At 63.1% G+C, this 11,953-nt stretch carries 15 protein-coding genes; 4 read left to right on the forward strand and 11 right to left on the reverse strand.

What is annotated here, in order from left to right:
• Positions 1 to 7: 7 nt before the first annotated feature.
• The 9 genes from ccmI to ccmA all read right to left on the reverse strand — a co-directional run bounded on the left by ccmI (position 8) and on the right by ccmA (position 6,954).
• On the reverse strand, positions 8 to 1,192 hold the full coding sequence (gene ccmI, locus AOA59_RS30320) for a c-type cytochrome biogenesis protein CcmI (RefSeq protein ID WP_099490002.1): 1,185 nt from the start codon (positions 1,190 to 1,192) through the stop codon (positions 8 to 10).
• Entirely contained in the window at positions 1,185 to 1,658 is a 474-nt protein-coding gene (locus tag AOA59_RS30325; RefSeq protein ID WP_099490003.1) for a cytochrome c-type biogenesis protein, read from the reverse strand. The genes ccmI and AOA59_RS30325 overlap by 8 nt, the downstream gene beginning before the upstream one ends.
• Positions 1,655 to 2,191 (reverse strand): DsbE family thiol:disulfide interchange protein, encoded by a 537-nt coding sequence (locus AOA59_RS30330; RefSeq protein ID WP_099490004.1) that lies wholly within the window; start codon positions 2,189 to 2,191, stop codon positions 1,655 to 1,657. The genes AOA59_RS30325 and AOA59_RS30330 overlap by 4 nt, the downstream gene beginning before the upstream one ends.
• A complete protein-coding gene (locus AOA59_RS30335) occupies positions 2,188 to 4,176 on the reverse strand; it encodes a heme lyase CcmF/NrfE family subunit (RefSeq protein WP_065912430.1) in 1,989 nt (662 codons plus the stop codon). Before AOA59_RS30335 ends, AOA59_RS30330 begins: the two co-directional genes overlap by 4 nt.
• 3 nt (positions 4,177 to 4,179) lie before the next feature.
• Positions 4,180 to 4,635 (reverse strand): cytochrome c maturation protein CcmE, encoded by a 456-nt coding sequence (gene ccmE / locus AOA59_RS30340; RefSeq protein WP_017136197.1) that lies wholly within the window; start codon positions 4,633 to 4,635, stop codon positions 4,180 to 4,182.
• On the reverse strand, positions 4,632 to 4,808 hold the full coding sequence (gene ccmD, locus AOA59_RS30345) for a heme exporter protein CcmD (protein ID WP_065912427.1): 177 nt from the start codon (positions 4,806 to 4,808) through the stop codon (positions 4,632 to 4,634). The genes ccmE and ccmD overlap by 4 nt, the downstream gene beginning before the upstream one ends.
• Complete coding sequence (locus tag AOA59_RS30350; RefSeq protein WP_065912425.1) at positions 4,805 to 5,560, reverse strand: heme ABC transporter permease; 756 nt, start codon at positions 5,558 to 5,560, stop codon at positions 4,805 to 4,807. The genes ccmD and AOA59_RS30350 overlap by 4 nt, the downstream gene beginning before the upstream one ends.
• Before the next feature lie 93 nt (positions 5,561 to 5,653).
• Positions 5,654 to 6,322: a heme exporter protein CcmB gene (gene ccmB / locus AOA59_RS30355; RefSeq protein ID WP_065912482.1), complete on the reverse strand. Its 669-nt coding sequence runs from the start codon at positions 6,320 to 6,322 to the stop codon at positions 5,654 to 5,656.
• A complete protein-coding gene (gene ccmA, locus AOA59_RS30360; protein WP_099490005.1) occupies positions 6,319 to 6,954 on the reverse strand; it encodes a cytochrome c biogenesis heme-transporting ATPase CcmA in 636 nt (211 codons plus the stop codon). Before ccmA ends, ccmB begins: the two co-directional genes overlap by 4 nt.
• Before the next feature lie 200 nt (positions 6,955 to 7,154).
• Between ccmA and AOA59_RS30365 the strand changes: the two genes are divergently transcribed.
• Both AOA59_RS30365 and AOA59_RS30370 read left to right on the forward strand, forming a co-directional pair.
• Positions 7,155 to 8,732, forward strand: a complete 1,578-nt coding sequence (locus AOA59_RS30365; RefSeq protein ID WP_099490006.1) for a flagellar hook-length control protein FliK — start codon at positions 7,155 to 7,157, stop codon at positions 8,730 to 8,732.
• On the forward strand, positions 8,729 to 9,058 hold the full coding sequence (locus AOA59_RS30370) for an EscU/YscU/HrcU family type III secretion system export apparatus switch protein (RefSeq protein ID WP_099490007.1): 330 nt from the start codon (positions 8,729 to 8,731) through the stop codon (positions 9,056 to 9,058). The genes AOA59_RS30365 and AOA59_RS30370 overlap by 4 nt, the downstream gene beginning before the upstream one ends.
• 117 nt (positions 9,059 to 9,175) lie before the next feature.
• On the opposite strand, the gene glp is transcribed toward AOA59_RS30370, so the two are convergent.
• On the reverse strand, positions 9,176 to 10,363 hold the full coding sequence (gene glp / locus AOA59_RS30375; protein ID WP_099490086.1) for a gephyrin-like molybdotransferase Glp: 1,188 nt from the start codon (positions 10,361 to 10,363) through the stop codon (positions 9,176 to 9,178).
• A 22-nt stretch (positions 10,364 to 10,385) separates the two neighbouring features.
• Positions 10,386 to 10,925, reverse strand: a complete 540-nt coding sequence (moaB, locus tag AOA59_RS30380; protein ID WP_065912422.1) for a molybdenum cofactor biosynthesis protein B — start codon at positions 10,923 to 10,925, stop codon at positions 10,386 to 10,388.
• 76 nt (positions 10,926 to 11,001) lie between these two features.
• Here moaB and mobA point away from each other — a divergent pair, with 76 nt between their 5' ends.
• Positions 11,002 to 11,604 (forward strand): molybdenum cofactor guanylyltransferase MobA, encoded by a 603-nt coding sequence (gene mobA / locus AOA59_RS30385; protein ID WP_099490008.1) that lies wholly within the window; start codon positions 11,002 to 11,004, stop codon positions 11,602 to 11,604.
• Positions 11,605 to 11,683: 79 nt separating this feature from the next.
• Positions 11,684 to 11,905, forward strand: a complete 222-nt coding sequence (locus AOA59_RS30390) for a YgdI/YgdR family lipoprotein (protein ID WP_017136187.1) — start codon at positions 11,684 to 11,686, stop codon at positions 11,903 to 11,905.
• Positions 11,906 to 11,953: the final 48 nt, after the last annotated feature.

Genomic DNA, 11,953 nt, shown 5'->3' on the forward strand with positions numbered 1-11,953 from the left:
CCTCGAATTATTTGTCCGGAGTGTCGATGGTCAGCTGCTGCAGTGCAGTGGTGGTGCTGGCCAAGGGTTGGCTGCGGCCGATCCACTCGCCAGTGGTCGGCTGACCGGCCCGGGATATGCGCGCAACCAGTTGGACTTCTGGGAAGTTCGACAGTTTCAACTGCGGCATCATTGCGTCCGCATCGCCCAGCTCGACGGTGACCGGCAGTTCAGCCACGGTGACACGCTTGGCCGCCAACGGTGCCGGAGGGCCATTCACGGCGCGGGCGAAGATGAACACGCTGTCGGTGGGCAGGGCTTTGGCCTTCACGTCGGCTGCCAGGTCCACGCGCACTTTCATCACGGTTTTTGCCGCAACGATACCGCCGCTTTCCTTGAGCTTCTCGGCCGCGCGGTCAATGCCACCTTGCAGCGCGACACGGGAGTTGTCTTGCGGCGGCAACTGCGCCAACAGGCGGTTCCAGTAGTCGATGGCTTCCTGATAACGCTGGCCTTCAAAGGCGGCGATACCCAGCAGGCCGAGGCTGGTGACTTCCTTGGGGTCGAGTTTCAAGGCTTCATCGGTCAGCGCCTGCACCTTGGGCGACCATTGTTTGTTGTCGGCAAAGTACTGCGCTTGCGCCCATTGGCCGAGCAGTTCGGGCTGGCGACCGGCGAGTGCGACGGTGCGTTCGAAGATCTTGGCGGCATCGGCCGAACGGTCCTGAGCCATGTAGGCGCGGCCGAGGAAGTACAAGCCTTCCGCCGAGTCCGGCTGGGCGGCGGCGGCGCGCTCCAGGCGGCGGGTCATGTCTTGCATCGACACCGGCGGCTGGGAGAATTCGCGGGTCAGTTCGACCTTGTCGCTCGCCCCGTAATGCAGGTACAGCGCAACGCCCAGGACCGGCACGAGAAACGCCGCCAACAACGGCAGCGGTTTGCCCAGGCGCGATTCACGGGGCTTTTCTACGCCTTCGGTGTCGGCCAGCAACTCACGCGCAGCCTCGGCGCGGCCGGTGTCGAGTTGGGCGGCATTGAGCACGCCTTCGTCCTGCTGCACTTGCAGCTCGGCCACGCGTTCTTGATAAAGCGCCACGTTCAGCGCGGTGCGATCCTCTTCACGTTGGGCACGGCGGCCGCGCAGTACAGGGATCAACAGGAAACTCAGGGCAATCAGGAGCAGCAACCCTGCTGCGAGCCAAAAATCAATCATCAGTCTTGGTGTCCAGCAATTGGTCGAGGCGTTTGCGCTCATCGGGAGACAGCGCATCGGAACCATCAGTCGGCGCGGCGCGGCGGCGGCGCACGATCACGGCCATCACCACCACACCAGCCAGCAACAGCCCGGCGGGGCCGAACCAGAGCAGCGCAGTCTTGCCGGTAAGGGCCGGTTTGTAGCGCACGAAATCACCGTAGCGGTCGACCATGAAGTCGATGATCTGCTGGTTGTCCTTGCCCTCCCCCAGCATGCGGAAGATCTCTTTGCGCAGGTCGGCAGCGATCGGGGCGTTGGAGTCGGCGATGTCCTGGTTCTGGCATTTGGGGCAGCGCAGTTCCTTGGTCAGTTCGCGGAAACGCTCGCGGTCACCGTCCTTGGCGAACTCGTAAGTGTCGATGGCCGCATGGGCAACGCCGACCAGTCCAAGTGCCAACATAGCAGCGGCTAACAGACGCTTCATGGCTTGGCCTCATCGACCAGTGCCTGGTACTTGGCGGCCAGTTGCTCGCGCCAGACCACTTCGTCGATCACGCCGACATACTTGTCGCGGATCACGCCCTTGGCATCGATAAAGAAGGTTTCCGGGGCGCCGTACACGCCGAGGTTAAGGCCGAGGTTGCCGTCCTCATCGCGGATATCCAGCTGGTACGGGTTGTGGAACTCGGCCAGCCACTTCAAGGCCGCCGCATTGTCGTCCTTGTAGTTGATGCCGTAGATCACCACGCCCTGCTCGGCCAGTTTGTTCAGCACCGGGTGCTCGACGCGGCAGGAGATGCACCAGGTGCCCCACACGTTGACCAGCGCCGGTTTGCCCAGCAGGTCGGCCTGGGTCAGGCTTTTATCGCCCTGCACCGTCGGCAGGCTGAACGCCGGAAATTGTTTGCCGATCATCGCCGAAGGCAACTCGGCTGGGTCCAGGTACAAGCCGCGATACAAAAACACGGCCATCACCAGAAAGGCCGCCAGCGGCAACACCATCAACCAACGCTTCATGCCGCCGCTCCTTGCAGGCCGAGGGCTTCACGCACCCGGGCTTTGACCTTGACCCGATAACGCCGGTCCAGCGCGGCGAGCAACCCGCCAAAACCGGTGAGCAAACCGCCGAACCAGATCCAGCGTACAAACGGTTTCACATGCACGCGCACCGCCCAGGCGCCGTCGCCCAAGGGTTCACCCAGCGCCACATACAGGTCGCGGGTGAAACCGGCGTCGATCCCGGCTTCGGTCATCATCGAGCTTTGCACGGTGTACAGGCGTTTCTCGGGGTGCAGCACCGCCACTTCCTTGCCGTTGCGCACCACACGCACAGTGCCTTTGTCGGACGTGAAGTTCGGGCCTTCGAAATGCTTGGCGCCTTCAAAGATAAAGTGGTAACCGGCCAGGTCCATGGACTCGCCCGGCGCCAGGCGCAGGTCGCGCTCGGCGCTGTTCTGGCTGGACAGCACCACGCCGAGGGCACACACGGCGATGCCGATGTGGGCGACCTGCATGCCCCAGTAGCTGCGGGTCAATGTTGGCAGACCTTTGATCAGGCCTTTGTGGCGGGTCTTGTCGAAGATGTCGCGCACGCCGGCCAGCAATACCCAGGCGGCGAGCAGGAAGGTGGCGAGCACCGCCCAGTTGAAGTCGCCATAGGCGAAACCAGCGATCACCGCCAAAGCCACACTGCCGAGCAGCACTGGCATCAACATGCCGGCCAGCCATTTGACCGGCGTGTCTTTCCAGCGCACCAGCACGCCGACCGCCATCACCACCATCAACAGGCCCATCAACGGTATAAACAACGCGTTGAAGTACGGCGGGCCGACGGACAGCTTGGCGCCGCTCAAAGCGTCCAGCACCAAGGGGTACAGGGTGCCGAGCAGGATCATCGACGCGGCCACTACCAGCACCAGGTTGTTGCCCAGCAGCAGGGTTTCCCGCGACCACAGGTTAAAGCCGACCTGGCTCTTGACCACCGGCGCGCGCAACGCAAACAGGGTCAGCGAGCCGCCAACCACAAACAGCAGGAAGATCAGGATGAATACGCCGCGCTCCGGGTCGGACGCAAACGCATGCACCGAGGTCAGCACGCCCGAACGCACCAGGAAAGTACCCAGCAGGCTGAGGGAAAACGCGGCGATGGCCAGCAACACCGTCCAGCTTTTGAACACGCCGCGTTTTTCGGTGACGGCCAGCGAGTGAATCAGCGCGGTGCCGACCAGCCAAGGCATGAAGGAAGCATTTTCCACCGGGTCCCAGAACCACCAGCCGCCCCAGCCGAGTTCGTAATAGGCCCACCACGAACCGAGGGTGATACCGATACCGAGAAACGCCCAGGCGACGATGGTCCACGGCCGCGACCAGCGCGCCCAGGCTGCATCGAGGCGCCCACCGAGCAAGGCGGCGATGGCAAACGCAAAGGCCACGGAGAAACCGACGTAGCCCATATAAAGCATCGGCGGGTGCACGATCAGGCCGATGTCTTGCAACAAGGGGTTGAGGTCATGCCCATCCATCGGGATCTGCGGCAGGATGCGCGTGAACGGGTTGGAGGTCATGATCAAAAACAGCAGGAAGCCGATGCTGATCATGCCCATCACCGCCAGCACGCGGGCCAGCATGACCTGCGGCAGTTGGCGCGAGAACACCGATACGGCAAAGGTCCAGCCGCCGAGGATCAAGGCCCACAGCAGCAACGAACCTTCGTGGGCGCCCCACACGGCGCTGAACTTGTAGTACCACGGCAAGGCGCTGTTGGAATTATTGGCGACATAGGCGACGGAAAAGTCGTCGGTCATAAAGGCGTAGGTCAGGCAGCCGAATGCGAACACCAGGAACGCGAACTGGCCCCAGGCAGCCGGCTGCGCCAGGCTCATCCACAGGCGATCGCCGCGCCAGGCGCCGAGCAACGGCACCACGGCCTGGACGATGGCGAAGCACAGGGCGAGGATCATCGCCAGCTGGCCCAGCTCCGGAATAAACAGTGCGGACGTCATGGCTTAGCCCTCCTTGGCAGGTGCTGGGGCCGATTGGCCGCTGTCTTTCAACGCCTTGGTCACTTCCGGCGGCATGTATTTCTCATCGTGCTTGGCGAGTACTTCATCGGCCACCACCACGCCGTCGGCGTTGAGCTTGCCCAGGGCGACGATGCCCTGGCCTTCACGGAACAGGTCCGGGAGGATGCCGCGATAGGTGATGGTCACGGCTTTGTTGAAGTCGGTGACCACAAAGGTCACGTCGAGGGAATCGCCGGAACGCTTCAAGGAACCCTTCTCAACCATGCCGCCGGCGCGGATGCGCGTGTCCACAGGCGCTTCGCCATTGGCGATTTGGGTCGGGGTGTAGAACAGGTTGATGTTCTGCTGCAAGGCGCTCAGGGCGAGGGTCACGGCAATGCCGACGCCGGCCATGATGGCGAGGATGATCAACAGACGCTTTCTACGCAGCGGATTCACTTATCGGTCTCCCGGCGCAAACGACGCGCCTCTTGTTGCAGGTAACGCTTGCGGGCCAGGATCGGCGCGGCGACGTTGAGGGCCAGCACCGCCAGGCAGATGCCATAGGCCGTCCAGACATACAGGCCGTGATGGCCCATGGCGAGAAATTCACCGAATGAGTTGAAGTTCATCCGCGCGCTCCCAGGCTGTTTTGCACTTCGGCCTTGACCCAGCTGGTGCGGGCTTCACGCTTGAGCACTTCGAGGCGCATGCGCATCAGCAGCACGGCGCCGAAGAAACAGTAGAACCCCAGCACCATCAGCAGCAGCGGCGCCCACATTTCCACGGGCATCGCCGGTTTTTCGGTGAGGGTGAAGGTGGCGCCCTGGTGCAGGGTGTTCCACCACTCCACCGAGTATTTGATGATCGGGATGTTGATCACGCCGACAATCGCCAGCACCGCGCAGGCCTTGGCGGCGCTGTCGCGGTTGCTGATGGCATTGCCCAGGGCGATAAGGCCGAAGTACAGGAACAGCAGGATCAGCATGGAGGTGAGCCGCGCATCCCACACCCACCACGAACCCCAGGTCGGTTTGCCCCAGATCGCGCCGGTGACCAGCGCCACGGCGGTCATCCACGCGCCGATGGGCGCGGCGCATTGCAGGGCCACGTCGGCCAGTTTCATCTTCCACACCAGGCCGACGATGCCGCACACGGCCAGCATCACATAACAGGACTGCGCCAGCATGGCGGCGGGCACGTGGATATAGATGATGCGAAAGCTGTTGCCTTGCTGGTAGTCCGGCGGCGCGAAGGCCAGGCCCCAGACCAGGCCGATGCCGATCAGCAAAATGGCGGCGACGCTCAACCACGGCAGCAATTTGCCGCTGATGCCGTAAAACCATTTGGGCGAGCCGAGCTTGTGAAACCAGGTCCAGTTCATTGCTGTTTCCATCACGGTGGCTGTGCGTCATTGCGCAAAGCTCAGGGTCTTTCTTATGTTGAAGAGCTGATTATGTCGCTTAACCAGACCTCATTATTCGCCGACGCTGATCTTCAGGCCAGCCGCTATAGCAAAGGGTGTCAGGGTTACCGCCAGGGCGGTCAGGCTGCCAAGCCACAGCAGGTAACCGGTCGCCGGCATGCCCATGAGCGCGGCCTGCAAGGCGCCGCTGCCCAGGATCAACACCGGGATATACAAAGGCAGAATCAGCAGGGCCAGCAACAGGCCACCCCGCTTCAAACCGACGGTCAACGCTGCGCCCACCGCCCCCAACAGGCTGAGCACCGGCGTACCGAGTAACAAGGACAGGAGCAACACCGGCAGGCACTCGACGGGCAAGCCGAGCATCATCGCCAGCAGCGGCGAGAGCAATACTAGCGCCAAGCCGGAAAAAACCCAGTGTGCCAGCACCTTGGCCAGTACCAGAAGTGGCAAGGGGTGCGACGAAAGGACCCACTGTTCGAGGGAACCGTCTTCAAAATCGCTGCGAAACAGCCCGTCCAGCGAGAGCAGCACCGATAAAAGCGCGGCCACCCACACCAATCCTGGGGACAAGGTTTGCAACAGTTTAGTCTCGGGGCCGACCGCCAGCGGGAACAGTGCGATGACGATGGCGAAAAATACCAAGGGGTTGGCTAATTCGGCCGGGCGGCGGCACAGCAGGCGGGCTTCACGGGTGACTAACAGCGCGAACACACTCATGCCGACCACCGCCCTAAATCCAGGTCGCGGTAACCGGCGGGCCTGCGCACCAGCGTGTGGTGGGTGGTGAGCAGCACCAGGCCGCCCTGCTCGCAGTGCTGGGCCAAGTGTTCTTCGAGCTGGGCGACGCCTTGCTTGTCGAGAGCGGTGAAAGGCTCATCGAGAATCCACAGCGGCGGGCCAGGCAGATACAAACGCGCCAGCGCCACGCGGCGCTGCTGGCCGGCGGACAAGGTGTGGCAAGGCACATCTTCAAAACCCTTGAGGCCGACCACGGCCAGTGCCTGCCAGATGGCATCGCGGGACGCCCGATGATGCAGGGCGCTGAGCCAGCTGAGGTTTTCTTCCGGCGTGAGCACGTCCTTGATGCCGGCGGCGTGGCCGATCCAGATCAGGTTGCGCGCAAGCTCGGTGCGTTGCTCGTTAAGGGGCTTGCCGTTGAGTCGAACCTCACCGGCCGTCGGCTGCATCAAACCGGCCAGCAGGCGCAGCAAACTGGTCTTGCCGCTGCCGTTGGGGCCGCTGATCTGCACCATGTCGCCGCCCGCCAGCCGCAGTTCGAGGTGCTCGAACAGCAGGCGCAGGTCGCGTTCACAGGCAAGCGCTACGGCTTCTAGAAGAGGGCTGGTCAAAAGATCGCGGGCCTTTACGGTTCAAGTCGGCGGTGCAGCGGCCGTTATAGAGAAATGCACAATAACGGCTTTGGCGACCGATTTTAGAGAGCTGGATCAAATAGTTGTGAGGTTTTTACCGCTCTCTTTGCAGACGGGCGGCATTATACATGTGATGCCCTACTCTAAAGAGGGCAATTTCCCCAGAGACGACGCGCACGATGACCGGTGAGATCAACCTTCCTACGCTGCCGCCAGCACCGACGCTCGGGCCTGCCCCGCTGCCGCCGACCGGCGAGTTGTTGAAACTGCTGGAGCCGCAGACCGGCCTGATCGACCCTGGCAAAACCGCCAACGCCGAGGTGATTGCGCTTAAACAAGGCGGTGACGCGTTTCAGCTGTTGCTCAAGTTGACCCTCGAAGGCGGCCGCCAGACCTTGGTGCAGGCCAGCAGCGCCCAGCCGTTACCGTTGGGCAGCAACGTGGCGGTGAGCCAGACGCCGACCGGCAACCTGAGCATCACTTTGCAGCAAGCCTTGAGCGCCAATGTGGCTGCGCTGACGCGCATCGACACCACGCAAATGCCGGTGGGCACGCTGTTGCAGGCCAAGGTGCTGACCACTCAGATGCTGCCGCAAGGCAGCGCACAACCGGCGATTTATCGCTCACTGGTCAGCGTGCTCAATAACGCCCTGGCCGGCACCACGTTGAGCCTGGAAAGCCCGCAGCCGTTGCGGGTCGGCAGCTTGCTCAGCGCCGTGGTGCAGAATGCGCAAACCCTGAATTTCGTGCCGTTGAGCGGGCTCAAGGATCAGTTGGCCGTGGCGCAACAGCTGTCGACCCAGCAAAGTCGCCAAGGCTCGCTGGATGTGCTGTTCACCGCGCTGCAAAGCCTGCCTGCCGACGACACCACCTCCAGCGACCTGCGCGCCGCCGCCGCGCGCTTGCTCAACGCCCTGCCCGATCTGGCGCAAGTCAGCAATCCCAAGGTGCTGGCGCAGTTGGTACAAAACAGCGGTGTGTTTCTTGAAGCCAAATTGCTCGCCGGGCAAAACCCGCAGGTGCCACCACTGGATATGAAAGGCAGCCTGTTGCGGCTGGTCGCCGAACTACTGCCCGCCCTGCCCGCCGCGACGAATCTGAACGCCATCCTCGCCGCCAATACGCTGGCCCAGGTACTGCCCAATTTCGTGCGTAACCCGCTCAGCACCCTCGGCCAGATCGGCGCACGACAAGCCCCGGCCGGCTTTCCGCTGCCGGACCGGCTGATGGCCAAGCTTTCAGGCGAAGGCGATCTGGAAAACCTGCTGCGCCTGGCCGCCGGGGCGATTTCCCGGCTGCAAAGCCACCAGCTGTCGAGCCTGGAGCAAACCGGCACCACCGCCGATGGCCGGCTGCAAACCACCTGGCAGCTGGAAATCCCCATGCGCACCTTGCAGGACATTGTGCCGTTGCAGGTCAAGTTCCAGCGTGAAGAGCCGCCGCCGGACAAGGACCAACCGGAGCGCAAGGACAAGAAAGACCCCAAGCAAATGCTCTGGCGCGTCGAGCTGGCCTTCGACATGGAACCACTGGGCCCGTTGCAGGTGCAGGCGCAACTGACCCAGGGCAAATTGTCCAGTCAGCTGTGGGCCTCACGCCCGTTCACCGCCAGCCTGATCGAAAGCCATTTGGGCAGCTTGCGCGAGCGCCTGGTGACCTCGGGCATCAATGTCGGCGACCTGGACTGCCACCTCGGCACGCCGCCACGCGGGCCTCGAACCGGATTGGAGCAACGCTGGGTGGATGAAACCGCATGAAAAATCCGACCCCGCCGCGCCAGGCGATTGCCCTCAAGTACGACGGCCAGCAAGCGCCAACCCTGACGGCCAAAGGCGACGATGCCTTGGCCGAAGCCATTTTGAAGTTGGCGCGGGAACATGAAGTGCCGATCTATGAGAATGCCGAGCTGGTGAAACTGCTGGCGCGCATGGAATTGGGCGACAGCATCCCGGAGGAGCTGTACCGCACGGTGGCCGAGATTATTGCGTTCGCGTGGACGCTCAAGGGCAAATTCCCGGTGGGCTATGACCCGAATGCCGAGCCGGTGGAGCGGGATGTGACTGAGCGTGGGGATGATTACTAGCTGCACACAAGTCCAATGTGGGAGCTGACTTGCCTGCGATGCAGACACCTCGGTACATCAGGTACACCGAGTTGATGCTATCGCAGGCAAGCCAGCTCCCACAGTGGGTCTCTATTGTCAGTTCAGGACTTCACTCAAGGGAATGAAATTAACGCGGTCGCCAATATCGAGTGTCGTCCCCTCCAACACCTCCACAAACCCTTCGGCCCACGCCGCGCTGCGCAGCACGCCGGAGCTCTGGTTGCGGTAGATAATCGCCCGGCCCTGTTCGATACGCCCGCGCAGGTACTCGCGACGGTTGCCCGGCTGAGGCCATACGAACCCCACCGGCACTTCGAAACGCAGCGGCGCCACGTCCCGCACGCCTTGGCGGCGCAGCAGATAAGGCCGGGCCAGCAGTGCAAAGGTCACCAGGGTCGAGGCCGGGTTGCCGGGCAGGCCGATCACCGGCACACCGCGAAAGTGCCCGAAGGTCAGCGGTTTGCCCGGTTTGATCGCAAGTTTCCACAGGGCCAGTTCGCCCTCTTCGCGCAGGGCGATGCCGAGAAAGTCCGCCTCGCCGACCGAGACACCGCCGGTGGACAGGATCAGGTCGACACTGCCCAGGCTGGCCAGACGTGTGCGGGTCTTTTCCAGGTCATCCGGAAGAATCCCGGCATCAATCACTTCACAGCCCATGCGCACAAGCCAGCTGCACAACACACGCCGGTTGCTGTTGTAGATCTGCCCCGGCCCCAGCGGCAGGCCGGGTTCGATCAATTCATCGCCGGTGGACAGCACGGCCACGCGCACCCGGCGCACCACACTCAAACAGTCATGCCCGAGGGAGGCGGCCAGGCCCAGTTCAATCGGGCCCAGGCGAGTGCCGGCGTTTAACACCAACTCGCCGACCGTGGTTTCCTGGCCTTGGGGGCGGATGTTCTGGCCGGCCCGCAAACGCTCGGTGAAGCTCACGCGGTCGTCGGCGTGGACCACGGCGTTTTCCTGCATCTCCACGCAATCGGCGCCTGCGGGCACCGGCGCGCCGGTAAAGATGCGCGCGCAGGTGCCGGCCGCCAGTGGCTGCGGCGCCTGGCCGGCGAAGATGCGCTGGCTCACGGGCAGCGGCTCGCCGGTCCAGTCGGCCAGGCGCAGGGCATAACCGTCCATGGCGCTATTCGGCCAGGGCGGCAGGTCGAGCGTGGAGATCAGGTCCTGCGCCAATACGCGACCATCACAGTCGGCCAAGGGCAGCACCTGCTGCTCTCGAATCGGCGCCGCTTCGGCCATGTCCAGCAATTGCTGCAGCGCTTGTTCCACCGGCATCAGGGCACCGGTCTTGCCTGGCTTATCCACGGGATACGCAGGGTTCAGCCTGCTTCAGGTGGGGAACGAAATTGCATGGGCGGTGACGGTTATCCAGCTGCTCGGCGAGGATGCCGTCCCAACCGGTGCGCACGGCATTGGTCGAGCCTGGCAGGCAGCAGACCAGCGTGCCATTGGCCAGGCCGGCCAGGGCGCGTGATTGCACGGTGGAGGTGCCGATGTCGGCCACGGAGATCTGGCGGAACAGCTCGCCAAAACCGTCGACCTGCTTGTCCAGCAGGCAGCTGACGGCTTCGGGCGTGCTGTCGCGGCCGGTGAAGCCGGTGCCGCCGGTGATCAGCACCACTTGCACCACGTCTTCGGCGATCCAGTGGGCGACCTGGGCGCGGATTTTGTACAGGTCATCCTTGAGCAGCACACGCTCGGCCAGGTTGTGGCCGGCGGCGGTCAGGCGATCGACGAAGACCTGGCCGGAGGTGTCGGTGTCCAGGGTGCGGGTGTCGCTGACGGTCAGCACTGCGATATTGAGGGGTACGAAAGGCGCATCAGCCTTGGCTTTCATGGCTCGGTCCGGTTGTCGAATGAACAGCCCGATGTTATATCACAGGCCCCCATTTGCCTGCCGCAGCGGAACCACCATGTCGCTTGATTCTTTGCCCCTGCCCTGTTCGATCCTGCTGCTGGCCGGCGGCCGTGGCCAACGCATGGGCGGCCAGGACAAAGGCCTGCTGCCCTGGCACGGCCAGCCGTTGGTTGCCCATTTGCAGCGCCTGACCCGCCCGCTCACCGATGACCTGATCATCTCGTGCAACCGCAACCATGAGCAGTACGCGCCGTATGCCGACCAGTTGGTGAGCGACGACAGCCCGGACTTCCCCGGCCCGCTGGCGGGCATCCGCGCGGGGCTGGCCGCCGCGCGGCATGCGCATGTGCTGATACTGCCGTGTGACGTCCCCAACATCGACGTAGGGCTGTTGGGCGATTTGTGTGAGGCGGCACGCCGCAACCCGCAGCTGCCGGTGATGGTGCGTCATGGTGAATTCTGGGAACCCTTGATCTGCATCATCCCCACCCACCTCAAAACCCAGGTAGAACAGGCATGGAACGCCGGTGAGCGCAGCCCGCGCAAGCTCTTCCTGCAATTGGGCGGTGTGGGCCTGGAATGCCCCGCCGATGACCCACGCCTGGCCAACCTGAATACACCCGAGCTGTTGCACCCTGGGTCCGGCGTGTCAGAATGAACCTCGCACAAGGAACTTTGTCGACGCCCTGCGCGTCACAAGGTCAGCAATTTAAAAGAATTCTCTTGGAGACAAACTCATGACTCAACGGACCATCGCCGCTCTCATGCTTGCACTGGGCCTCGCCACTCTCGCCGGTTGCGCTTCGCCTACAGTGATCACCCTGAATGACGGTCGCGAAATCCAGGCCGTCGACACCCCTAAATACGACAAGGCTTCTGGCTTCTACGAGTTCGAACAACTTGACGGCAAGCAGACCCGCATCAACAAGGATCAGGTTCGCACCGTTAAAGACCTGTAAGTCTTAAGCGTTTGCCCACAAGGCCCGCCATGTGCGGGCCTTGTCGTT

This window comes from Pseudomonas sp. 2822-15 (genome assembly GCF_002742515.1).
In the GTDB taxonomy this organism is placed as follows: domain Bacteria; phylum Pseudomonadota; class Gammaproteobacteria; order Pseudomonadales; family Pseudomonadaceae; genus Aquipseudomonas; species Aquipseudomonas salomonii.